This is a genomic window from Rhizobacter sp. Root1238, from assembly GCF_001425825.1.
GTDB lineage: Bacteria > Pseudomonadota > Gammaproteobacteria > Burkholderiales > Burkholderiaceae_C > Rhizobacter.
Genome location: NZ_LMDM01000009.1, coordinates 101,667 through 123,852, shown reverse-complemented (window position 1 = coordinate 123,852; position 22,186 = coordinate 101,667). Strand labels below are relative to the sequence as shown.

21 protein-coding genes are annotated in these 22,186 nt (G+C 67.4%); 14 read left to right on the top strand and 7 right to left on the bottom strand.

Annotated elements, in window-relative coordinates:
* Positions 1-45: 45 nt before the first annotated feature.
* From ASC98_RS08940 to ASC98_RS08910, 7 genes are all read right to left on the bottom strand, one after another.
* Positions 46-870 carry a peptidylprolyl isomerase gene (locus ASC98_RS08940; protein WP_056816245.1) on the bottom strand — a complete coding sequence of 275 codons (825 nt, stop codon included), beginning with the start codon at positions 868-870 and terminating at the stop codon, positions 46-48.
* Positions 871-1,004: 134 nt separating this feature from the next.
* Positions 1,005-1,271: a BolA family transcriptional regulator gene (locus tag ASC98_RS08935; protein ID WP_056816244.1), complete on the bottom strand. Its 267-nt coding sequence runs from the start codon at positions 1,269-1,271 to the stop codon at positions 1,005-1,007.
* A 2-nt stretch (positions 1,272-1,273) separates the two neighbouring features.
* Positions 1,274-1,945, bottom strand: a complete 672-nt coding sequence (locus ASC98_RS08930) for a septation protein A (RefSeq protein ID WP_056816241.1) — start codon at positions 1,943-1,945, stop codon at positions 1,274-1,276.
* Positions 1,946-1,986: 41 nt separating this feature from the next.
* Positions 1,987-2,424 carry a peptide-methionine (R)-S-oxide reductase MsrB gene (gene msrB / locus ASC98_RS08925; RefSeq protein WP_056816238.1) on the bottom strand — a complete coding sequence of 146 codons (438 nt, stop codon included), beginning with the start codon at positions 2,422-2,424 and terminating at the stop codon, positions 1,987-1,989.
* Positions 2,421-3,935 carry a YdiU family protein gene (locus ASC98_RS08920; RefSeq protein WP_056816235.1) on the bottom strand — a complete coding sequence of 505 codons (1,515 nt, stop codon included), beginning with the start codon at positions 3,933-3,935 and terminating at the stop codon, positions 2,421-2,423. The genes msrB and ASC98_RS08920 overlap by 4 nt, the downstream gene beginning before the upstream one ends.
* Before the next feature lie 81 nt (positions 3,936-4,016).
* Positions 4,017-4,316 carry an addiction module antidote protein gene (locus tag ASC98_RS08915; protein ID WP_056816233.1) on the bottom strand — a complete coding sequence of 100 codons (300 nt, stop codon included), beginning with the start codon at positions 4,314-4,316 and terminating at the stop codon, positions 4,017-4,019.
* Between the two features lie 2 nt (positions 4,317-4,318).
* On the bottom strand, positions 4,319-4,615 hold the full coding sequence (locus tag ASC98_RS08910) for a type II toxin-antitoxin system RelE/ParE family toxin (RefSeq protein WP_056816743.1): 297 nt from the start codon (positions 4,613-4,615) through the stop codon (positions 4,319-4,321).
* A gap of 149 nt (positions 4,616-4,764) precedes the next feature.
* On the opposite strand from ASC98_RS08910, the gene ASC98_RS08905 reads away from it, so the two are divergent.
* The 14 genes from ASC98_RS08905 to ASC98_RS08840 all read left to right on the top strand — a co-directional run bounded on the left by ASC98_RS08905 (position 4,765) and on the right by ASC98_RS08840 (position 22,184).
* Positions 4,765-6,411, top strand: coding sequence for a 3-(methylthio)propionyl-CoA ligase (locus ASC98_RS08905; protein WP_157597651.1), 1,647 nt, complete (start codon positions 4,765-4,767; stop codon positions 6,409-6,411).
* A gap of 143 nt (positions 6,412-6,554) precedes the next feature.
* On the top strand, positions 6,555-7,802 hold the full coding sequence (locus ASC98_RS08900) for a branched-chain amino acid ABC transporter substrate-binding protein (protein WP_056816230.1): 1,248 nt from the start codon (positions 6,555-6,557) through the stop codon (positions 7,800-7,802).
* A gap of 65 nt (positions 7,803-7,867) precedes the next feature.
* A complete protein-coding gene (locus ASC98_RS08895; protein WP_056816228.1) occupies positions 7,868-8,815 on the top strand; it encodes a branched-chain amino acid ABC transporter permease in 948 nt (315 codons plus the stop codon).
* Positions 8,812-10,161, top strand: coding sequence for a branched-chain amino acid ABC transporter permease (locus ASC98_RS08890; RefSeq protein ID WP_082541566.1), 1,350 nt, complete (start codon positions 8,812-8,814; stop codon positions 10,159-10,161). Before ASC98_RS08895 ends, ASC98_RS08890 begins: the two co-directional genes overlap by 4 nt.
* Entirely contained in the window at positions 10,158-10,940 is a 783-nt protein-coding gene (locus ASC98_RS08885; RefSeq protein ID WP_056816225.1) for an ABC transporter ATP-binding protein, read from the top strand. Before ASC98_RS08890 ends, ASC98_RS08885 begins: the two co-directional genes overlap by 4 nt.
* Before the next feature lie 4 nt (positions 10,941-10,944).
* Positions 10,945-11,640 (top strand): ABC transporter ATP-binding protein, encoded by a 696-nt coding sequence (locus ASC98_RS08880; protein WP_056816222.1) that lies wholly within the window; start codon positions 10,945-10,947, stop codon positions 11,638-11,640.
* A gap of 129 nt (positions 11,641-11,769) precedes the next feature.
* Positions 11,770-13,875, top strand: coding sequence for a 3-hydroxyacyl-CoA dehydrogenase NAD-binding domain-containing protein (locus ASC98_RS08875; RefSeq protein ID WP_056816219.1), 2,106 nt, complete (start codon positions 11,770-11,772; stop codon positions 13,873-13,875).
* A 32-nt stretch (positions 13,876-13,907) separates the two neighbouring features.
* The gene (locus tag ASC98_RS08870) at positions 13,908-15,083 is read left to right on the top strand and encodes an acetyl-CoA C-acyltransferase (protein WP_056816217.1); all 1,176 of its coding nucleotides are present in this window, start codon (positions 13,908-13,910) and stop codon (positions 15,081-15,083) included.
* A gap of 747 nt (positions 15,084-15,830) precedes the next feature.
* On the top strand, positions 15,831-17,675 hold the full coding sequence (locus ASC98_RS08865) for an acyl-CoA dehydrogenase (protein ID WP_056816213.1): 1,845 nt from the start codon (positions 15,831-15,833) through the stop codon (positions 17,673-17,675).
* Positions 17,676-17,692: 17 nt separating this feature from the next.
* Positions 17,693-17,884 (top strand): hypothetical protein, encoded by a 192-nt coding sequence (locus ASC98_RS08860; RefSeq protein ID WP_056816210.1) that lies wholly within the window; start codon positions 17,693-17,695, stop codon positions 17,882-17,884.
* A gap of 20 nt (positions 17,885-17,904) precedes the next feature.
* Positions 17,905-19,890, top strand: a complete 1,986-nt coding sequence (locus ASC98_RS08855; RefSeq protein ID WP_056816208.1) for a M3 family metallopeptidase — start codon at positions 17,905-17,907, stop codon at positions 19,888-19,890.
* 12 nt (positions 19,891-19,902) lie between these two features.
* The gene (locus tag ASC98_RS08850; protein WP_056816205.1) at positions 19,903-20,694 is read left to right on the top strand and encodes an SDR family oxidoreductase; all 792 of its coding nucleotides are present in this window, start codon (positions 19,903-19,905) and stop codon (positions 20,692-20,694) included.
* A gap of 1 nt (position 20,695) precedes the next feature.
* On the top strand, positions 20,696-21,139 hold the full coding sequence (locus ASC98_RS08845; protein ID WP_056816202.1) for a PaaI family thioesterase: 444 nt from the start codon (positions 20,696-20,698) through the stop codon (positions 21,137-21,139).
* Positions 21,140-21,164: 25 nt separating this feature from the next.
* A complete protein-coding gene (locus ASC98_RS08840; RefSeq protein WP_056816200.1) occupies positions 21,165-22,184 on the top strand; it encodes an NADP-dependent oxidoreductase in 1,020 nt (339 codons plus the stop codon).
* Positions 22,185-22,186: the final 2 nt, after the last annotated feature.

Below are 22,186 nucleotides of genomic sequence, written 5' to 3'. Positions count from 1 at the left end.
GAAAAAGGGCGCCCGAAGGCGCCCCGTTCATTCAATCCGGCGAGCTCAGTTCGCGGTCGAGAACTTGTAGTCGGTCTTGGCCTTCGCGCGGATCTCGTCGCGGAACTTGGCGAGCTTCTGCTGGCCCAGGCGCTGCAGGATCTGCGGCTTCACTTCTTCGAGCGGCGGGAACTGCGCGTCGCGCGTGTCCTCGAGCTTGATGATGTGGTAGCCGAACTGCGTCTTCACCGGCTCGGGGGTCATCTCGCCCTTCTTCAGCTTGATCATCGCCTGCGAGAACTCGGGCACGTACGAACCGGGGTTGGCCCAGTCGAGGTCGCCGCCGTTCTCGCCCGATCCCGGGTCCTTCGAGTTCTTCTTCGCGAGGTCTTCGAACTTCGCGCCGCCCTTGATCTGCGCGATCAGGGCCTTCGCGTCTTCTTCCTTCTCGACCAGGATGTGGCGGGCGTGGTATTCGGTGCCGCTCGCCTGCGCCTTGAACTTCTCGTACTCGGCCTGGACGTCGGCATCGAGCACCGGGTTCTTCTTCTGGTAGTCGTTGAACAGCTCGCGGATCAGGATGCTCTGGCGCGCCAGTTCGAGTTGCTGCTTGTAGTCGGCGCTGCCGGTCAGGCCGCGCTTCTCGGCTTCCTGCATGAACATCTCGCGCAGCACGACTTCGTCGCGCACCTGCGCTTCCAGTTCGGCGGTGCGCGGCTGGCTGCCTTGCTGGCCGGGGCGGGTCGCCTGCGCGAGCAGCGCTTCGACGCGCGACTTCGGCACGGGCTTGCCGTTGACGATCGCCACGTTCTGGGCCATCGCCGCCGGCACGAACAGGGCAGCACTGATCACCAGCAGCGAAGCGTGGCGGGCAAGGGTCGACTTCTTCATGGGCTTATGGCCTTTCAACGGGGAATCGCATGGATGCGAACGGGGACGAAGGGGGAATACCGCGCGGATCGGGTGGGTGCTGCCGTGGGACCGGGGAAGGTCACCGACGTTGTTGGATCAGCGATGTCTTCGGATCAGCGTTCACCCGGCGCGCGGGCCTCGATGGCCAGGGCGTGGATGCCGCGCGGAATCAAGGTTCGAAGGGCATCATATACGAGGCGGTGCCGCTTCAGACGTGACAGATCGTTGAACTGCGCGCTGACCACCTGCACGCTGAAATGCCGGCCTTCGCGGGCCCCCGCATGGCCGGCATGCAGGTGGCTGTCGTCGGTGATCGCGAGGCTGTCGGGCTGCAGCGCTTCACGCAGCGCGGCCTCGATCTCGTGCGAGCTGACGGCCATGCTCAGCCTCGCTCCTGCGTCGGTTCCTTGAGGGGGTCGGCCGGCGGCGCGGGCTTGTCTTCATCGGGCAGGTGGCGGCTCAGGTAGAAGCCCTGGCCCAGCACGAAGACCAGCATCAGCCCGGTCGCGCCGAACACCTTGAAGGTGGCCCAGGTCGACTGCGTGAAGCTGTAAGCCACGTAAAGATTCAACAAGCCCATCAGCCCGAAGAATGCGACCCATGCGAAATTCAGGCGTTGCCAGATGGCGGCCGGCAGCACCAGCTGCTCGCCCATCAGCTTCTGCGGGATGTTCTTGCCGAGCACGCTCTGGCTGAACCAGAAGGCCAGGCCCATCACCCAGTACAGCACGCTGGGCTTCCACATGATGAAGGTGGCGTTGTGGAACCAGATCGTCGCGCCGCCCAGCACCACCACCAGCGCCAGCGTGACCCACAGCATCGTGTGCACCTTGCGGCGCAGCAGCTTCAGCGTGACCACCTGCAGCAAGGTGGCGGCGATCACCACCAGCGTGGCCAGCAGCACCGCGGCCTCGTTCGGGCCGACGCTGCCGCCCGAGACCAGGAAACCGAAATGCTCGCTCGCGAAGGCCGCGGCGGCGTCCTTGTTGGAATCGGCGAACTTGAAGGTGCCGAAGAACAGCAGCAGCGGGAGGAAATCGAGCAGCAGGGTCATCAGGGGCGCAGTCGGCAGTTGCAACGGTCACGGGGCCGCGGTCACGGCTTGGGGGCGAAGTCTATCGCTGCCGAGTTGATGCAGAAGCGCTCGCCGGTCGGTTCCGGGCCGTCCTCGAAGACGTGGCCGAGGTGCGAGCCGCAGTTGTTGCAGCGCACCTCGACCCGCACCATGCCGTGGCTGCGGTCGACCACGCGCTCGATCACTTCGCTGTTGATCGGCTCCCAGTAGCTCGGCCAGCCGCAGCCGGCGTCGAACTTGGTGTCGGATGCGAACAGCGGCGTGCCGCAGCCGATGCAGTCGTAGTGGCCAGCCTTGAAATGGTCCCAGTACTTGCCGGTGAACGCGCGCTCGGTGGCCGCGTGGCGCGCCACCTCGTACTGCATCGGGCTCAGCTGGGTGCGCCATTCGGCGTCGGTCTTCGTGACGGTGTAGGGCGTACCGTCGTCCTGGCGGTGGTCGTGGTCGTTCGCACTCATGATGAACAGGACACCTCGATGTGTTGCGCCCAGTCGGGCGGGAAATCGGCATACGCCGCGTGCTCCGGCTGTTCGTCGAAGGGCGCCGACAGAACTTTCAGCAGCCGCTGCACCTTGCTGAAATCTCCACCCCGGGCCGCGCGGATCGCGGTGTCGGCCATGTGGTTGCGAAGCACGTACTTGGGGTTGACCCGGTTCATCCGCAAGGCGCGTTCGGCATCGACGCTGCCTTCGGAGCGCAGCCGCGCCGCATAGTTCCGTGCCCAGGCGTCGAAGGCCTCGCGGTCGATGAAGAGGTCGCGCAGCGCATCGTTGGCGGCGCCGTCGCGGCTGTCGAAGCCGGCCAGCCGGCGGAAGGCGATGCTGAAATCGGCGCGGTCGGCGGCCATGCGCTGCAGCAGGCCCTCGGCCAGTGCGCGGTCGCCGTCCTGCACGGTCGCCAGCCCCAGCTTCGCGGCCATGCGCGCATCGAGCGTCGCCGCGAATTCGGTCTTGTAGGGCTCCAGCGCGTCGAGCGCGGCCTGCTGGTCGTCGATCAGCGGCAGCAGCGCCTGCGCCAGCGCGTGCAGGTTCCAGAACGCGACGTTCGGCTGGCGCGCATAGGCGTAGCGGCCCTGGTGGTCGGAGTGGTTGCAGACGTGGCCGGGGTCGAAGGCGTCGAGGAAGCCATACGGGCCGTAGTCGATCGTCAGCCCGAGGATCGACATGTTGTCGGTGTTCATCACGCCGTGGCAGAAGCCGACGGCCTGCCAGTCGGCCATCAGCCGCGCGGTGCGCCGCGCCACCGCGTCGAGCAGCGCGACGGCCGGCTGCGCCGCACCGCGACATTCGGGGTAGCCGATGTCGATCGTGAAATCGACCAGCCGGCGCAGCGCGTCGGTGTTCGGCTCGGTGTGCGCGAAATGCTCGAAGTGACCGAAGCGGATGAACGATGGCGCGACCCGCGTGACGACCGCGGCAGTCTCGACCTCTTCGCGCCGCACCGGCAGCGCCGAGCCGGTGATGCTCAGCGCGCGCGTCGTCGGCACGCCGAGCGCGTGCATCGCCTCGGAGGCCAGGAACTCGCGGATCGACGAACGCAGCACCGCGCGGCCGTCGCCCATGCGGGAATAGGGCGTCAGGCCGGCGCCCTTCAGCTGGATCTCCATCGGCCCGGACGGCGTCTGCAGTTCGCCCAGCCACAGCGCGCGGCCGTCGCCGAGCTGGCCGGCCCAGACGCCGAACTGGTGGCCGCTGTAGACGCTGGCCAGCGGCCGCAGCGGCGCTTCGCCCAGGTTGCCGCTGAGGGCGGCCAGCGAGCGTGGATCGGACGGCGGCTCGCCCGGCAGGCCGAGCAGCCGCGCGCAGTCGGCGCTCCAGGCGACCCAGTGCGGGTCGGGCAGGCCCTGCGGCGGCAGTTCGGTGAAGAACTCGCTGCCGAGCGTGGCGAAGCGGTTCAGCCAGCGGCCAGCGAGCAGCGGCGTGAGAAAGGTCGGGGACGCAGCAGGCGTTGAAACGGGCAGGGCACTCATTGGCGGAAAGTTTAACGACCGCTTCTGCCCCGACCCGACAGGGTGGATAAGGGCGTCGCCGTACGCTTTCACGGGCGGCTGTCAGGCGGTTTGCGCTGTCAATCGCACGCCCAACGCTCGCGTGACCCGCAGAATGGTGTCGAAGCGCGGTTTGGCGCCGGGGGTCAACGCCTTGTACAGGCTTTCGCGCCCCAAGCCCGAGTCCTTGGCGACCTGAGCCATACCGCGGGCACGCGCCACGTCGGCGAGCGCCAGCAGCAGCAGATCGGTATCGTCGGCCTCCAGGATGGCCGTCAGGTACTCGGCCACCGCTGCGTCATCGGTGAGATACCGGGCCGCGTCGAAGGGAACCAGCTTGCCAAGCTTCTTCGTGGGGCTCATGGCTACAACTCCAGTTGGTTCAAGATGCGTTTTGCGCGCTGAATGTCTCGTGCCTGTGTTGACTTGTCGCCTCCGGCGAGGATGACGATCACGATCTTTCCGCTGCGGGCGAAGTAAAGACGGTAACCCGGGCCGCAATCGACGCGCATCTCGAAGACCTCGTCGCCCACTGCCTTCCAATCGCCCAGGTTGCCGGATTCCGCCTGCCGAAGCCTGGCCGCGATGCGCGCTTGCCCACGGCGATCAGAGAGGGCGTCCAGCCAGTCCTGGAATTCTTCCGTGAGCTGGATCGAGAACATCATTGACAGTATCCATTCGGATACGAATTGTCAAGCCTTCAGGTGCTCCGCTGCCGTGTCGAATGCGGGTAAACAGCCAGCCGGCTCGGGGCGTGGCCTTCCTATCATTCCTGCGCCAAAGACAAACGTTTTCACGTCGGGAGAAGTCCATGTCACGCCTGATGGGCCAGATGATGCAGATGCCCTTGCTGATCTCGTCGCTGATCGTGCATGCCGCGCGGCATGCGGCCGACACCGAGATCGTCTCGAAGCGCTGCGAGGGCGACATCCACCGCACCACCTGGAAGGCCCTTGAGCTGCGCTCGCGCCAGCTGGCTCAGGCGCTGGCGCGGCTGGGCTGCGAGAGCGGCGACCGGGTCGCGACGCTGGCCTGGAACGGCTACCGCCACCTGGAGATCTACTACGGCAGCTCCGGCTCCGGCCTGGTATGCCACACCATCAACCCGCGGCTGTTTCCCGAGCAGATCGCGTGGATCGCGAACGACGCCGAAGACCGGGTGCTGTGCTTCGACCTCGGCTTCCTGCCACTGGTCGAGAAGCTCGCGCCGCAGTTGTCGCAGGTGAAGCACTTCGTGCTGATGACCGACCGCGCGCACATGCCGGCGTCGAGCCCGATCCCGAACCTGGCCTGCTACGACGAGCTGGTCGAGGCCGAGGACGGCGCCTACGCCTGGCCGCAGTTCGACGAGAACACCGCGTCCAGCATCTGCTACACCTCCGGCACCACCGGCGACCCGAAGGGGGCGGTCTACAGCCACCGCTCGACGCTGCTGCACGCGATGGGGGCGGCGCTGCCGGATGCGATGGGCTGCTCGTCCGCCGACGTGATCCTGCCGGTGGTGCCGATGTTCCACGTCAACGCCTGGGGGTTGCCGTATGCCGGCGCGCTGGTCGGCGCGAAGCTGGTGCTGCCGGGGCCGCATCTGGACGGCAAGTCGCTGTACGAGCTGTTCGAGGCCGAGCAGGTCACCTTCAGCGCCGGCGTGCCGACCGTCTGGCTCGGGCTGCTCAACCACGTCAGGCAGAACGGCCTGAAGTTCAGCAGCTTCCGCCGCACGGTGATCGGCGGCTCGGCCTGCCCGCCGTCGATGATGCGGGCGCTCGAAGAGGAGCACGGGGTCGAGGTGATCCACGCCTGGGGCATGACCGAGATGTCGCCGCTCGGCACGCTGGCGAAGCTGAAGGCCAAGCATGCCGGGCTGGACGACGCGCAGCGCCACAAACTGCTTGAAACCCAGGGCCGCGTGATCTATGGCGTCGACATGCAGATCCTCGGCGACGACGAGCGCCCGCTGCCGTGGGACGGCGTCTCGTCCGGCAACCTGGTCGTGCGCGGGCCGTGGGTCATCGACAGCTATTTCGGACGCAGCGGGTCGCCGCTGGTCGAGGTCGACGGCGTGTCGTGGTTCCCGACCGGCGACGTCGCGACGATCAACCCTGACGGCTTCATGCAGATCACCGACCGCAGCAAGGACGTCATCAAGTCCGGCGGCGAATGGATCAGCTCGATCGAGCTGGAGAACATCGCGATGGGCCACCCCGGGGTGCACGAGGCGGCCGTCATCGCCTGCGCGCACCCGAAATGGGACGAGCGGCCGCTGCTGGTGGTGGTGCGCAAGCCCGGCGTCGCGCTCGAAGCGCGGGAGTTGCTCGGTTTCTTCGAAGGGCGCATCGCGAAATGGCAGATTCCGGACGACGTGGCCTTCGTCGACGAGATCCCGCACACGGCGACCGGCAAGATGCTGAAGCTGAAGTTGCGCGAGCGGTTCAAGGACCACAAGTTGCCGAGCGCGTGAGGCCGCACCCGGATCGGCATCCGGGCTGCGGCTCGTCCGGTCCTGTCCCGCCCGTGACAACGTGTGTCGGGTAGTCCCTCAAACAGTCGCCTACCCGCTTCCATTACCGTTCGCCGTTGTCGCAATCAACTCGCGAGGTTCCCATGGAATTCACCCGGAAGCTGTTCGGTCTGTCAGTGGCTGCGGCCTTCTCGCTGCATGCCGGAATCGCCTTCGCGCAATCCGGCGAGACGGTGAAGATCGCGTGGATCGACCCGCTGTCCGGGCCGTTCGCGAGCCTGGGGGCGAACCAGCTGAAGAGCTTCCAGTTCATGGCCGAGCGCATCAGCGGCAAGAAGAACCCGGCCGGCGTCACCTACGAGGTGGTCGGCTTCGACAACAAGGCCTCGCCGCAGGAAAGCCTGAACGTGCTGAAGGCGGCGATCGACCAGGGCTTCCGCTACGTGACGCAGGGCAACGGCTCGGGCGCGGCGGCGGCCATCATCGATGCGGTGTCCAAGCACAACGAGCGCAACCCGGGCAAGGAAATCGTGTTCCTGAACCACTCCGCGGTCGACCCGGACCTGACCAACAGCAAGTGCAACTACTGGCACTTCCGCTTCGACGCCGACACCTCGATGAAGATGGAGGCGATGACGACCTACATGAAGGACCAGCCGTCCATCAAGAAGGTCTACCTGATCAACCAGAACTACTCGCACGGCCAGCAGGTCTCGAAGTTCGCGAAGGAGACGCTGGCCCGCAAGCGCCCCGACATCCAGATCGTCGGCGACGACCTGACGCCGCTCGGCCAGGTGAAGGACTTCTCGCCCTACGTCGCGAAGATCAAGCAGAGCGGCGCCGACACCGTGATCACCGGCAACTGGAGCCAGGACCTGACGCTGCTGATCAAGGCCGCGAAGGACGCCGGGCTGGACGTCACCTTCTACACCTACTACGCCGCGGTGATCGGCACGCCCACCGCGATCGGCGCGGCCGGCGAGGGCAAGGTCAAGATGATCGCCTACTCCCACCACAACATTCCTGGCGACGTCGCCAACGTCGGGGACGAGTTCAACAAGAAGTTCAAGGAAGACTTCTTCACCACCGACATCTACAACATCTTCACGATGCTGCCGGCCGCGATGGCCAAGGCGAAGAGCACCGATCCGGTGAAGGTGGCGGCCGCGATGGAAGGCCTGACGGTGAAGGGCTTCAGCGGCGACATCACGATGCGCGCCTCCGACCACCAGATGCAGCAGGGCCTGTACCTGAGCACCTGGCGCAAGGTCGACGCGAAGAACAAGTACAACGTCGAGGGCACCGGCTACACCTTCGTGCCGGACAAGTTCTACGAGCCCTACGTGTCGAGCACGCCGACGTCGTGCCAGATGAAGCGTCCTGGAGCTTGAACCCCATCCACTGACAATCCCGCGGTCGACCACCCGGTCGCCGCGGGATTTTTGTTGACGCATCCATGGAGTTCTTCACCACCTCGCTGCTGAACGGCATCAGCTACGGCCTGCTGCTGTTCATGCTGAGTTCCGGCCTCACGCTGATCTTCAGCATGATGGGCGTGCTCAATTTCGCCCATGCGAGCTTCTACATGCTGGGCGCCTATTTCGCGTACACCACGACGCTGTTCGTCGGCTTCTGGCCGTCGCTGGTGGTCGCGCCGCTGCTGACCGGCGTGGTCGGTGCGCTGTTCGAGCGCTTCTGCCTGCGCCGGGTGCACCGCTTCGGCCACGTGGCCGAGCTGCTGATCACCTTCGGGCTGTCGTTCGTGATCCTCGAGCTGGTGCAGCTGACCTGGGGCCGCTCGGCGGTCGACTACCGGGTGCCGGCGATCCTCGACGGCCCGCTGTTCACGCTGTACGGCACGCAGTTCCCGATGTACCGCGCGTTCATGATGGCCGTCGCGCTGCTGATGCTGGTGTCGGTGTGGCTGCTGCTGTCGCGCACCCGCATCGGGCTGGTGATCCAGGGCGCGCTGACCCACCCCGAGATGGTCGAGTCGCTCGGCCACAACGTGCCGCTGGTGTTCATGGGGGTGTTCGGCGGCGGCGCGGCGCTGGCCGGCCTGGCCGGCGTGATCGGCGGCAATGCCTACGTGACCGAGCCGACGATGGCCGGCGCGGTCGGGCCGATCATCTTCGTCGTCGTGGTGGTCGGCGGAATGGGCTCGCTGGCCGGTGCGTTCGTCGCGTCGCTGCTGATCGGGCTGATCCAGACCTTCGCGGTCGCGCTCGACCAGTCGGCGCTCGGCGCGCTGCAGTGGGCCGGCGTCGCGATCACGCCCGAGAGCTTCGGCTACCCGCTGCTGAAGCTGAAGATCTCGCAGGTGGCGCCGATCCTGCCGTACCTGCTGCTGGTGCTGATGCTGATCTTCCGCCCGAAGGGCCTGATGGGGACGCGCGAAGGATGAGTGCCGTGCTGAAACCCGCCGTGCCGGCTGCCGACCCAGGCGCCGGCCTCGAAGCGCGCGGCCGACGCATCCATTTCCGGCCGTGGAACGTCGGCCGCTGGGTGATCTGGGGCGTGTTCGCGCTGCTGCTGATCGTCGCGCCGATGCTGTTCACCAGCGGCCTCGCGATGACGATGCTGTCGCAGATGGGCTACATGATCATCATCTGCCTGAGCTACAACCTGCTGCTCGGCCAGGGCGGCATGCTGAGCTTCGGGCATGCGGTGTACGTGGGGCTGGGCGCGTTCTTCGCGGTCCACGCGATGAACATGATCGGCGCCGGGCGGCTGCCGCTGCCGATGAGCCTGGTGCCGCTGGTCGGCGGGCTGGCCGGCGCCGGCGTCGCGGCGCTGCTCGGCTGGGTCACGACGAAGAAATCGGCCAACACCTTCGCGATGATCACGCTCGGCGTCGGCGAGCTGGTCGCCGCGATGGCGCTGATGTTCCCCGAGTTCTTCGGCGGCGAGGGCGGCGTCAGCTCGAACCGCGTGGCCGGCAAGGCGGTGCTGGGCATCACCTTCGGCCCGCAGGTGCAGGTCTACTACCTGATCGCGGTCTACTGCTTCGTCTGCACCGCGGCGCTGTATGCGCTGACGCGCACGCCGTTCGGCCGCATGCTGAACGCGGTGCGCGACAACCCGGAGCGCGTCGAGTTCGTCGGCTACAACACGCAGGTGGTGCGCTACCTGGCGTTCGTCATCGCCGGTTTCTTCGCCGGCATCGGCGGCGGGCTGACCGCGCTGAACTTCGAGATCGTCACCGCCGATTCGGTCGGCGGCTTCCGCTCCGGCAGCTACCTGCTGTTCACCTTCCTCGGCGGCGCGTTCTTCTTCTTCGGGCCGATCATCGGCGCGGTGCTGCTGGTGCTCGCGTTCGTGATGTTCTCCGAGATCACGAAGGCCTGGCAGATCTACCTCGGGCTGGTGTTCATGTTCATGGTGATGTTCGCGCCCGGCGGCATCTCGAGCCTGATCATGATGAACCTGCGCGTGGCCGGCTTCGGCAAGCTGCGCCGGCTCGCGTCCTCGTACCTGGCGCTGGGCGGCACCGGCGCGGTGGCGCTGGCCGGTGCGGCGGCGATCGTCGAGATGATCTACCACCTGCAGCTCAATTCGGCGCTCGGCCCGACGCTGCGCTTCATGGGCGGCACGCTGAACGTGCAGGGCCTGGACAGCTGGTTCGGCGCGGTCTTCGTGATGGCGATCGGCATCGCGATGTTCGAGGTGGCCCGGCGCGAGTTCAAGCGGCAGTGGGACGAGACCCAGCAGGACATCGAAAAGGAAATCAAGCGGAGGGAGGCGCTGTGAACGCGAGCCCCTACGCACTTGAACTGAACGACGTCCGCAAGAGCTTCGGCAAGACCGAGATCATCCGCGGCGCGACGCTGCAGGTGAAGCCGGGCGAGCGGGTCGCGATCATCGGCCCGAACGGTGCCGGCAAGTCGACGCTGTTCAACCTGATCAGCGGGCGCTTCGGCGTCAGCACCGGCGACATCCGGCTGAACGGCGCGTCGATCGCCGGCCGCAAGCCCTACGAGATCAACCGCATGGGCCTCGCGCGCAGCTTCCAGGTGTCGAACCTGTTCGTGCGGCTGTCGGTGTTCGAGAACATCCGCTGCGCGGTGCTGTGGTCCATGGGCTACCGCTACGCCTTCTGGAAGTTCCTGGCCGACCTGCGCGACGCGAACGACCGGGCCGACGAGGTGCTGCGCATGATCAGGCTCGACAAGAAGCGCGACGTGCTGGCGATGAACCTGACCTATGCCGAGCAGCGCGCGCTGGAGATCGGCATCACGATCGCCGGCGGCGCCAGCGTGGTGCTGCTCGACGAGCCGACCGCCGGCATGAGCAAGAGCGAGACGACGCGCTTCATCCAGCTGATCCGCGAGGTGACGGTGGGCAAGACGCTGCTGACGGTGGAGCACGACATGGGCGTGGTGTTCGGCCTGGCCGACAAGATCGCGGTGCTGGTGTATGGCGAGGTGATCGCGTTCGACGTGCCGGAAGCGGTGCGGGCGAATGCGAAGGTGCAGGAGGCGTACCTGGGTTCCGTCCTGGTGGCTCACGAAAAAGCGCATGGAGCCTGACGCGATGCTGAAACTCGACAACCTGCATGCGTTCTACGGCAAGAGCCATGTGCTGCACGGCGTGACGCTGGACGTGAAGCCGGGCGAGATCGTCAGCCTGCTCGGGCGCAACGGCTCGGGGCGCTCGACCACGGTGAAGGCGATCATGGGCCTGGTCGACGGGAAGGGCTCGGTGCGCTTTCGCGAGCGCGAGCTGCTCGGGCTGAAGGCCTTCGAGATCGCGCACCAGGGCATCGGCTACGTGCCGGAGAACCGCGACATCTTCCCGAAGCTGACGGTGCACCAGAACCTGCTGCTCGGCGAGAAGCGCGGCCGGCCGAAGCCGCGCTGGTCCTTCGACGACATGTACGCGATGTTCCCGCGGCTGAAGGAGCGGCAGCACACCGAAGCGGGCGTGCTGTCGGGCGGCGAGCAGCAGATGCTGACGCTGTGCCGCACGCTGATGGGCGACCCGGACCTGATCATGATCGACGAGCCGACCGAAGGCCTCGCGCCGAAGATCGTCGAGCAGGTCGCGCAGTACCTGAACGAGCTGAAGCGGCGCGGCGTGTCGGTGCTGCTGGTCGAGCAGAAGCTGACCATCGCGCTGGAGATCTCGCAGCGCTGCTTCGTGATGGGGCATGGCAGGATCGTGTTCGAGGGCAGTCCTGCCGAGCTGAAGTCGAACGCCTATATTCGCAAGGAGTGGCTGGAGGTGTAGCCCGGATGCCAATCCGGGATCCCCGAGGCAACACCCGGGCTGCGCGCCTTTGTCGCTGACGAGACACCACGCCGCCACGATTCCTTCCTAGAATCGAACGATCGTTCTATTCCACCCGGAGAACACCGCATGAGCGCCACCTACGAACTTCGCGGCCCGGTTGCCGTGATCACGCTGGACAACCCGCCGGTCAACGGGCTCGGCTACGACACCCGCAAGGGCATCACCGACGGGCTCGACAAGGCCCAGGCCGACGACAAGGTCAAGGCCATCGTGATCACCGGCGCCGGCAAGGCCTTCTCGGGCGGTGCCGACATCCGCGAGTTCGGCTCGCCGAAGGCGCTGCAGGAGCCGAACCTGCTGAGCGTGATCCTCGCGGTCGAGGCCTGCACGAAGCCGGTGGTTGCGGCGATCCACACGGTGTGCATGGGCGGCGGGCTCGAACTCTCGCTGGGCTGTCACTACCGCGTGGCGGCACCCGGCACGCAGGTCGCGCTGCCGGAAGTGAAGCTGGGCCTGGTGCCCGGCGCCGGCGGCACGCAGCGGCTGTCGCGCGTGATCGGCGTCGAGAACGCACTGAACATGATCGTCAGCGGCGAGCCGGTCAAGAGCGAGCTGCTCGCGATGGCGCCCGGCCAGAAGCTGTTCGACAAGATGATCGACGGCGACCTGCTGGCCGGCGCGGTGGCGTTCGCGACGGAAGTGGCCGACCGAATTGGCAAAGGCGGCCCGCTGCCGCTGGTGCGCCACCTGAAGGCCGAGCACCCGAACCCCGACGCCTTCTTCCAGTTCGCCCGCAACACCGTCGGTGCGATGTCGCGCAACTTCCCGGCGCCGCTGCAGTGCGTCGAGACGGTGGCGGCGTCGGTCTACAAGAAGTTCGACGACGGCATGAAGCAGGAGCGCGAGGCCTTCATCGCGCTGATGATGACGCCCGAGAGCCGCGCGCTGCGCCATGCCTTCGTCGCCGAGCGCGCCACCAGCAAGATCCCCGACGTGCCGGCCGACACGCCGGTGCGCGACGTGAAGAAGCTCGCGGTGATCGGCGCCGGCACGATGGGCGGCGGCATCGCGATGAACTTCCTGAACGCCGGCATCCCGGTGGTGATCCTCGAGATGAAGCAGGAGGCGCTGGACAAGGGCGTCGCGATCATCCGCAAGAACTACGACGCGCAGGTCAAGAAGGGCAAGCTGAAGCAGGACAAGCTCGATGCGCGCATGGCCTTGCTGAGCACCACGCTGAACTATGCCGACCTGAAGGACGCCGACATGGTGATCGAGGCGGTGTTCGAGGACATCGGCGTGAAGGAGCAGGTGTTCAAGACGCTCGACGAGGTGATGAAGCCCGGCGCGATCCTCGCGAGCAACACCTCGACGCTCGACGTGAACAAGATCGCGGCCTTCACGAAGCGCCCGCAGGACGTGATCGGCACGCACTTCTTCAGCCCGGCCAACGTGATGAAGCTGCTGGAGGTGGTGCGCGGCGAGAAGACCGCGAAGGACGTGCTGGCCACCGTGATGGCGCTCGGCAAGAAGATCAGGAAGACCTGCGTGGTGTCGGGCGTGTGCGACGGCTTCATCGGCAACCGGATGATCGAGCAGTACTCGCGCCAGGCCGGCTTCCTGCTGGAAGAAGGCTGCACGCCGCAGCAGGTTGACAAGGCGGTCGAGAAGTTCGGCTTCGCGATGGGCCCGTTCCGCATGGGCGACCTGGCCGGCAACGACGTGGGCTGGTACATCCGCAAGCGCCGGTACCTGGAGAAGCCGGACCTGCGCTACAGCAAGACCGCCGACCTGCTGTGCGAGATGGGCCGCTTCGGCCAGAAGACCGGCGCCGGTTGGTACGACTACCTGCCGGGCAAGCGCGACGCGATCCCGAGCGCGCTGGTCGACGGCATGATCGAGAAGCACCGCGCCGAGCTGGGCATCGTGCCGCGCAAGATCGGCGACGACGAGATCGTGCACCGGCTGGTCTATGCGCTGGTCAACGAGGGCGCGAAGATCGTCGAAGAGGGCATTGCGCTGCGCGCGAGCGACATCGACATGGTGTACCTGACCGGCTACGGCTTCCCGCTGCACCGCGGCGGGCCGATGTGCTATGCCGACACCGTCGGCCTGTTCAACGTGGTCGCGAGCATGCGCCGCTTCGCGAAGAACCCGCACGACGACGCCGCGTTCTGGCAGCCGGCGCCGCTGCTGGCGCGCCTGGCGGCCGAAGGCAAGACCTTCTCCTGAACCTCATCCGCACCGACAACCGGAAGACCATCATGACGACTGCAGTGATCGTTTCCACCGCCCGCACGCCGCTGGCCAAGAGCTGGAAGGGCGCCTTCAACATGACGCACGGCGCGACGCTGGGCGGGCACGCGGTGAAGGCCGCGGTCGAGCGCGCCGGCATCGACGCCGCCGAGGTCGACGACGTGATCATGGGCTGCGCGACGCCCGAAGGCGCGACCGGCAGCAACATCGCGCGCCAGATCGCGTTGCGCGCCGGCCTGCCGGTGACGACGAGTGGCGTGACGGTGAACCGCTTCTGTTCGAGCGGGCTGCAGACGATCGCGATGGCCGCGCAGCGCATCGTGGCCGGCGAGGGCGACGTGTATGTGGCCGGCGGCGTCGAGAGCATCTCGTGCGTGCAGAACGAGGCCAACACGCACATGATCGCCGACCCCTGGCTGCGCGAGCACAAGCCGGAGATCTACTGGAGCATGCTGCAGACGGCCGAGCAGGTGGCCAAGCGCTACAAGATCGGCCGCGACCGGATGGACGCGTACGGCGCGGCGAGCCAGCAGAAGGCCTGTGCGGCGCAGGATGCCGGCAAGTTCAAGGATGAGATCGTGCCGATGACGGTGATCGCGGGCGTGGCCGATCCGGTGATGGGGCTGCGCAGCAAGGAAGTGACGATCAGCGTCGACGAAGGGTTGCGCTACGGGACGACGGTCGAAGGCATCTCGGGCATCAAGCCGGCGCTGCCGGGCGGGCTGATCGCGGCGGGCAACGCAAGCCAGTTCAGCGACGGTGCGGGCGCCTGCGTCGTGATGAGCGAGGCACTGGCGCAGCAGCGCGGGCTGAAGCCGCTGGGTCGCTTCCTCGGCTTCGCGGTGGCGGGCTGCGAGCCCGACGAAATGGGCATCGGGCCGGTGTTCGCGGTGCCGAAGGTGCTGAAGCGGCTCGGGCTCACGGTGCAGGACATCGACCTGTGGGAACTGAACGAGGCGTTCGCGGTGCAGGTGCTGTACTGCGCGGACACGCTGGGGATTCCGATGGATCGGCTGAACGTCAACGGTGGGGCCATCGCCGTTGGACATCCCTATGGCGTCAGTGGCCAGCGGCTCACCGGCCATGCGTTGATCGAGGGGAAGCGTCGGGGTGCCAAGCGGGTTTGCGTCACGATGTGCATCGGTGGTGGGATGGGGGCTGCCGGCGTGTTCGAGGTGCTGTGAGCAAAGGCGCGGGTGGGGAGGCTGTGGCGCGCCGTCGGGGGCGGTCATCGGCCCCTGGGGGGCCGATGACTTCCCTCCGCTGGCTGGCTTCGCGGCCCGTCGCCGAAACTCCCTGCACTCACTTCGTTCGTTGTGGTCAAACAGTCGGCGACAGTCAGTTCACGAAGCGTGCTGCGCACGCGGGCCACGAAGCCAGCCAGCTCCGGCGCCCCCTCCTTATTTGTGGTCAAACAGTCGGCGACAGTCAGTTCACGAAGCGTGCTGCGCACGCGGGCCACGAAGCCAGCCAGCTCCGGCGCCCCCTCCTTATTGGCGCGCCACAGCCTCCCCACCCGCGCCTTCGGCCACCGCCCTGGTACTTGGGCGGTGACAAGCGAACAAATGATGGACAGAGCACGCGAGCGCACGAACGCCCGTCGGTCACTTCAGTCTTTTCCCCCAAACACCAGCGGGTGGTTCTGCGTGGCGTGGCGGGTGGCGGGAGGGGCTGGGGACGATTTCTGGGGCGACGAGAAGGGCAGTGCTTGCGGGTGGCGTGCGCAGCACGCTTCGTGGACTGACTCATCGCCACTGTTTGACCACAGCGAACGAAGTGAGCGGAGGGAGTTTGGCGATGCACCCGCAAGCACTGCCCTTCTCGTGGAGTCGGCCCGCCAGGGCCGACCGCCCCGGCATGAGTCCCCAGCCCCTCCCGCCACCCGCCACGCCGCGCCGCGCCGATATCACCACGCACAAGGACCCAGACCCATGCGCCAAACACTGGACTTCCTGCTGTACGACTGGCTCCAGGCCGACACGCTGAAGAATCGCAGCCGCTTCGCCGACCACTCGCGCGACACCTTCGATGCCGTGCTCGACACCTGCGAGCGCATCGCCCGCGAGAAGTTTGCGCCGTTCAACCGCATCACCGACACCGAAGAGCCGCGCTTCGATGGCGAGCGGGTGATCCAGCCGCAAGCCACGCACGAGGCCTCGCGGGCCTATGTCGAATCCGGCATGCTCGCGGCGGCGCAAGACTACGAGATCGGCGGCATGCAGCTGCCCTGCGTCATCGAGATGGCGGCCAACGGCTTCTTCGCGAAAGGCGGCATCGGCATGGGCGGCGGCGGCATGCTGACCAGCGGCAATGCCAACCTGCTGATGGCGCATGGCACCGCGTTGCAGAAGGAAGTGTTCGCGAAGAACGAGTTCTCCGGGCGCTTCTTCGGCACCATGTGCCTCAGCGAGCCGCAGGCCGGGTCGAGCTTGTCGGACATCGTCACCCGCGCCACGCCCGATGGTCCCGACGCCGCGGGCGACCCGCTCGGTCCCCGCTACCGGCTGCGCGGCAACAAGATGTGGATCTCGAACGGCGAGCACGAGCTGGCCGAGAACATCGTCCACCTGGTGCTCGCGAAGATCCCCGGACCCGACGGCGCGCTGGTGCCCGGCACGCGCGGCATCTCGCTGTTCGTCGTGCCGAAGAAGATGGTCGATGGCGACGGGCGCCTGACCGGCGAACGCAATGACGTGGCGCTCGCCGGGCTCAACCACAAGCTCGGCTACCGCGGCATTCCGAACACGTTGCTGAACTTCGGCGAGGGCAAGTTTCCGGTGCGCGGGTCGGCTGGCGCTATCGGCTACCTCGTCGGGCAGCCCGGCGACGGGCTGCGCTGCATGTTCCACATGATGAACGAGGCGCGCATCGGCGTCGGGCTCGGCGCGACGATGCTCGGCTACGCCGGCTACGAAGCGAGCCTGGACTACGCGCGCGGCCGTCCGCAAGGCCGGCCGATCGGGCCGGGCGGCAAGGATGCGACCCGACCACAGGTGCCGATCATCCAGCACGCCGATGTGAAACGCATGCTGCTCGCACAGAAGAGCTATTGCGAAGGCGCGCTCGCGCTGGAGCTGTACTGCGCTCGCCTCGTCGACGAACAGCACACCGCGCCGCCCGAGGCTGCGGCCGAAGCCGCGCTGCTGCTGGAGATGCTGACGCCGATCGCGAAGAGCTGGCCCAGCGAATGGTGCCTGGAGGCCAACAGCCTCGCGATCCAGGTGCTCGGCGGCTACGGCTACACCCGCGACTACCCGGTCGAGCAGTACTGGCGCGACAACCGCCTGAACATGATCCACGAAGGCACCCACGGCATCCAGGCGCTGGACCTGCTCGGCCGCAAGGTCGTGATGGACGGCGGCAAGGGCCTGATGCTGCTGGCCACCAAGGTCAATGCGACGCTGCAGCGCGCCTTGATGTTGCCGGCGCTGGCCGAGCACGCCAATGCACTTGCTGGCGCGCTGAAGGCGCTGGGCAACGCCACCAGGGCCGCCTGGGCCACCGGCGTGCCGGAAGAGGCGCTCGCGAATGCGACGCCCTACCTGCAGGCCTTCGGGCACACGGTGCTGGCGTGGGTGTGGCTGGACGTGGCGATCTGCGCGCAGCAGCGGCTGGAGCAGCCCGGGCGGGAGCAGGGTGGGGATGCGTTGCTGCACGGCAAGCTCGCCGCCGCCCGCTTCTTCTTCCGCTACGAACTGCCCAAAGTTCCCGCCTGGTTGAACGTGGTCGAGTCGCGCGACGATACTTGCCGTTCCATGAACGACGCTTGGTTCTGACGCCAGGCCAGATTCCGATGAAGACTTCGACGGTCGAAACCCTCGTCTGGGTGCTGATCTACGGTGGCTTGCTGGGCGTCGGCCTGGGGCTTGCCGTGCAACGCTACGTCGAGCCGCTGGGCTGGGGCATCGCGGCGGTCGGCCTGGTGGTCGCGATCTGCGGCGCCGTCCTCATCTACGTGCGTTCGCGCATGAAGAGCCCCACGTGAACCCCCTGATCCGCACTCCCATGAACTTTCGTTTCAGCTTGCTGGCCATCGTGCTCGCCGCCGGCCCCGCCGCCGCCCAGCCGGCCACGCCGTCCTATGTGTTCCCGAACTACCGCAACTCGGCGCAGGCCGATGCCGACTGCAAGGCGCTGATCGCCGGCGCCCGTGCCGACGAGAAGCGGCTTCAGGCGCTGCCGGCGAGCCCGGGCACCCAGCTGCTGGTCGAGCTCGATGCGATGAACCGGCGTTATGAAGACATCGTCGGCCCGCTGTCGCTGCTGAACGCGGTGCACCCGGACAAGGCGGTGCGCGACGCGGCCGATGCCTGCGACCTCGGCTACCAGACCTTCCGCAACGCCTTCCTGCAGAACCCGAAGATCTACGCGCTGCTGAAGCAGGTGAAGCCGGCCGACGACATCGACGCCCGCCTGCTGCGCGACACGCTCGATGCGTTCGAGGACGCCGGCGTCGCGCTGACGCCGGCCCGCCAGGCGCGCGCGAAGAAGGTCAGCAACGAGATCACCCGGCTCGGCCAGCTGTTCGACCGCCGCATCCGCGACGACAAGACGCGCGTCGCATTCGCGCCCGAGGAACTCGACGGCGTGCCGGCCGAGGCCTTGAAGGATCGCAAGCGCGACGCGACCGGCCGCTACGTGTTCGGCCTCGACTACCCGAGCTACGACGCGATCATCGAGAACGCGACCCGTGGCGCCACGCGCGAGCGCATGTGGCGTGCGTTCCAGGGCCTCGGTGGCGCGGCCAACCTGAAGACGCTGCAGCAGCTCGGCCAGCTGCGCCGCGAGTACGCGCGGCTGTTCGGCCTGGAGTCGTATGCCGATTTCGCGATGCGCCGCCGCATGGCCGGCAACGCCGCGGCGGTGCAGGCCTTCCTCGGCACCGTGAAAGACGCCGTCGCGCAGCGCGAGGTGGCCGATCTCGCGATCCTGCGCGAAGCGAAGGCCCGCGACCTGAAGCAACCGGTCGAGTCGACGCCCCTGAACCGCTGGGACCTGACCTACTACACCTTCAGCGAACGCCGCAACCGCTTCCAGCTCGACGCCGAGGAGTTCCGCACCTACTTCCCGCCGCAGGCCAGCCTCGACTTCGTGTTCCGCGTCGCCGGCCAGCTGTTCGGCGTGCAGTTCGAGCCGCTGAAGCAGGCGCTGTGGCACCCCGACGCGCAGTCGTTCGAGGTGCGCGACGTGGCCAGCAAGAAGGTGCTCGGGAGCTTCTTCGTCGACCTGTACCCGCGCGAGGGCAAGTACAACCATGCGGCGGTCTGGAGCTTCCGCAACCCGTCGACGCTCGCGAACCGCACGCCCGCCGCCGGCCTCGTCGTCAACTTCAACCGCCAGGGGCTGAACATCGACGAGCTCGAGACGCTGCTGCACGAATTCGGACACGCGATGCACGGGTTGCTGTCGAACACCCGCTACGCGACGCAGGGCGGCACCAACGTGCAACTCGATTTCGTCGAGGCGCCGTCGCAGATGCTGGAGGACTGGGTCTACGACGCCCGCGTGCTGGCGCTGTTCAAGGAGGTCTGCCCGACCTGCAAGCCGGCGCCGGACGACCTGGTGGCGCGGGCCTCGAAGGCGCGCGATTTCGCGAAGGGCATCGCGGTGGCGCGCCAGCACCTGTACGCGAGCTACGACCTCGCGCTGTACGCGAAGGATGCGCCGGAGCCGATGGCCACGTGGCAGCGCATGGAAGGCGCGACGCCGCTCGGCCACGTGAAGGGCAGCATGTTCCCCGCCGGCTTCTCGCACATCGCGACCGGCTACGCCTCGGGCTACTACGGCTACCTGTGGAGCCTGGTGCTGGCCGAGGACCTGCGCACCGCGTTCGCCGCCGACAAGCTCAGCAGCGAGGTCGGCATGCGCTACCGCGAGCAGGTGCTGTCGCAGGGCGCGCAGGCGGCACCGGCGCAGCTGATGCGCAACTTCCTCGGGCGCGAAACGAACAGCGACGCGTTCTTCAGATCCCTCAACAGGCACAACGACTAGGAGACCGAACCCATGAGCACGCCGATCCAGACCCTTTTGAGCCTCGAAGGCAAGACCGCGCTGGTGACCGGCGGCTCGCGCGGGCTCGGACTGCAGATCGCCGAATCGCTGGGCGAGGCGGGCGCGAAGATCCTGCTGACCTCGCGCAAGGCGGCCGACCTGGAAGAGGCCGCGGCCCACCTGCAGGCGCGCGGCATCGACACCCGCTGGGTGGCGGCCGATGCAAGCCAGCCGGACGAGATCCAGCGCGTGGCCGACGAGGCGATGCAGCGGCTCGGCCGCGTCGACATCCTCGTCAACAACGCCGGCGCCACCTGGGGTGCCCCGGCCGAGGAGTACCCGCTGGAGGCCTGGGACAAGGTGATGAACCTGAACATCCGCAGCATCTTCCTGATGAGCCAGGCGATCGGGCGGCTGAGCATGATCCCGCGCCAGTCGGGCCGCATCATCAACGTCGCGTCGATCGCCGGGCTGTCGGGCTCGCCGTCGACGATGAAGTACATCGCGTACGGCACCAGCAAGGGCGCGGTCGTCAATTTCACGCGCACGCTGGCTGCCGAATGGGGACGTCACGGCATCACGGTGAACGCGTTGGCGCCGGGCATGTTCCCGAGCAAGATGACGGCCGGCACGATTGCCAAGGTCGGTGCCGATGCGCTGGCCAGCGGCGCGCCGCTCGGCCGCATCGGCGACGACGACGACCTGAAGGGCGCCGCGCTGCTGTTCGCGTCGGCCGCGGGCAAGCACATCACCGGACAGATCCTCGCGGTCGACGGCGGCGTCAGCGCGGTGCATGGCCACTGAGATGGAATTTCCGGTCCACATCCCCTTCGTCGACCAGCTCGGCTTCGAGCTGCTGAAGTTCGAGAACGGCGAGGCCGAGATCGGCCTGACGCTGCGCGACGAGCTGTGCAACTCGTGGAGCGTTGCACACGGCGGGGTCACGATGACGCTGCTCGACGTCGCGATGGCGCATGCGGCGCGCAGCAGCTCGATCAAGCCGGGCGGGCAGCCGGGCGGCACCGGCGTCGTGACGATCGAGATGAAGACGAGCTTCATGCGGCCCGGCCTGGGCCGCATCGTCGCGCGCGGCAGGCTGCTGCACGCGACCGCGTCGATGGCCTTCTGCGAAGGCACGGTCGTCGACGAGAAGGGCGAGCTGCTCGCGAGCGCGAGCGGCACCTTCAAGTACCTGCAAGGGCTTCCGGCAGGGGGACGCAAGATCCTCCGCTCGAACGCCTCCGACTGACCCAACACACCAACAGGAGACCCGCATGACCGCCAGCAACCAGCAGATCGTTCTCGCGTCGCGCCCCGAAGGCGAAGCGACGGCCGCCAACTTCCGCCTCGATTCGAAACCGCTGCCGGCGCTGTCCGACAACCAGGTGCTGGTGCGCCACCACTACCTGTCGCTCGACCCCTACATGCGCGGCCGCATGAACGCCGGCAAGAGCTACGCGCAGCCGCAGCCGATCGACCAGGTGATGATCGGCGGCACCGCCGGCGAAGTGGTCGAATCGCGCCACCCGGGCTTCAAGGCCGGCGACAAGGTGGTCGGCATGGGCGGCTGGCAGCAGTACGCGGTGGTCGACGCGAGCCAGCCCGGCACGCTGCGCAAGGTCGACACCGCGCACATCCCGCTGGCGGCCTACCTCGGTGCGGTCGGCATGCCGGGCGTCACCGCCTGGTATGGGCTGGTGAAGATCTGCATGCCGAAGGCCGGCGAGACCGTCGTCGTCAGCGCCGCCAGCGGGGCGGTCGGCGGCGCGGTGGGGCAGTTGGCCAAGGTGCGCGGCTGCCGCGCGGTCGGCATTGCCGGTGGTCCGGACAAGTGCCGCTACGTGGTCGATGAACTCGGCTTCGACGCCTGCATCGACTACAAGGCGCACCGCGACCCGAAGGCCTTGTACGCCGCGCTGAAGGACGCGACGCCGGACGGCGTCGACGGCTACTTCGAGAACGTCGGCGGGCTGATGCTCGACACCGTGCTCTCGCGCATGAACGCCTTCGGCCGCATCGCGCTGTGCGGCATGATCTCCGGCTACGACGGCCAGCCGATCCCACTGACGCACCCGCAGCTGATCCTGCAGTCGCGGCTGAAGCTCGAAGGCTTCATCGTCAGCGAGCACATGGACGTCTGGCCCGAGGCGCTGAAGGAGCTGGGCACGCTGGTGGCCACCGGCAAGCTGAAGTACCGCGAGACGGTGGCGCAGGGCATCGAGTCGGCGCCCGAGGCCTTCCTGGGGCTGCTGAAGGGCCGCAACTTCGGCAAGCAGCTGGTGAAACTCGTCTGAAC

Bases quoted from the DNA above. Each gene is read 5' to 3' on its own strand.
- ASC98_RS08905 (WP_157597651.1), top strand. From the start codon at position 4,765: ATGTCACGCCTGATGGGCCAGATGATGCAGATGCCCTTGCTGATCTCG.
- ASC98_RS08840 (WP_056816200.1), top strand. From the start codon at position 21,165: ATGACCGCCAGCAACCAGCAGATCGTTCTCGCGTCGCGCCCCGAAGGC.
- ASC98_RS08880 (WP_056816222.1), top strand. From the start codon at position 10,945: ATGCTGAAACTCGACAACCTGCATGCGTTCTACGGCAAGAGCCATGTG.
- ASC98_RS08915 (WP_056816233.1), bottom strand. From the start codon at position 4,316: ATGAGCCCCACGAAGAAGCTTGGCAAGCTGGTTCCCTTCGACGCGGCC.
- ASC98_RS08900 (WP_056816230.1), top strand. From the start codon at position 6,555: ATGGAATTCACCCGGAAGCTGTTCGGTCTGTCAGTGGCTGCGGCCTTC.
- ASC98_RS08875 (WP_056816219.1), top strand. From the start codon at position 11,770: ATGAGCGCCACCTACGAACTTCGCGGCCCGGTTGCCGTGATCACGCTG.
- ASC98_RS08930 (WP_056816241.1), bottom strand. From the start codon at position 1,945: ATGACCCTGCTGCTCGATTTCCTCCCGCTGCTGCTGTTCTTCGGCACC.
- ASC98_RS08910 (WP_056816743.1), bottom strand. From the start codon at position 4,615: ATGTTCTCGATCCAGCTCACGGAAGAATTCCAGGACTGGCTGGACGCC.
- ASC98_RS08935 (WP_056816244.1), bottom strand. From the start codon at position 1,271: ATGGCCGTCAGCTCGCACGAGATCGAGGCCGCGCTGCGTGAAGCGCTG.
- msrB (WP_056816238.1), bottom strand. From the start codon at position 2,424: ATGAGTGCGAACGACCACGACCACCGCCAGGACGACGGTACGCCCTAC.
- ASC98_RS08870 (WP_056816217.1), top strand. From the start codon at position 13,908: ATGACGACTGCAGTGATCGTTTCCACCGCCCGCACGCCGCTGGCCAAG.
- ASC98_RS08895 (WP_056816228.1), top strand. From the start codon at position 7,868: ATGGAGTTCTTCACCACCTCGCTGCTGAACGGCATCAGCTACGGCCTG.
- ASC98_RS08845 (WP_056816202.1), top strand. From the start codon at position 20,696: ATGGAATTTCCGGTCCACATCCCCTTCGTCGACCAGCTCGGCTTCGAG.
- ASC98_RS08855 (WP_056816208.1), top strand. From the start codon at position 17,905: ATGAACTTTCGTTTCAGCTTGCTGGCCATCGTGCTCGCCGCCGGCCCC.
- ASC98_RS08920 (WP_056816235.1), bottom strand. From the start codon at position 3,935: ATGAGTGCCCTGCCCGTTTCAACGCCTGCTGCGTCCCCGACCTTTCTC.
- ASC98_RS08850 (WP_056816205.1), top strand. From the start codon at position 19,903: ATGAGCACGCCGATCCAGACCCTTTTGAGCCTCGAAGGCAAGACCGCG.
- ASC98_RS08890 (WP_082541566.1), top strand. From the start codon at position 8,812: ATGAGTGCCGTGCTGAAACCCGCCGTGCCGGCTGCCGACCCAGGCGCC.
- ASC98_RS08865 (WP_056816213.1), top strand. From the start codon at position 15,831: ATGCGCCAAACACTGGACTTCCTGCTGTACGACTGGCTCCAGGCCGAC.
- ASC98_RS08860 (WP_056816210.1), top strand. From the start codon at position 17,693: ATGAAGACTTCGACGGTCGAAACCCTCGTCTGGGTGCTGATCTACGGT.
- ASC98_RS08940 (WP_056816245.1), bottom strand. From the start codon at position 870: ATGAAGAAGTCGACCCTTGCCCGCCACGCTTCGCTGCTGGTGATCAGT.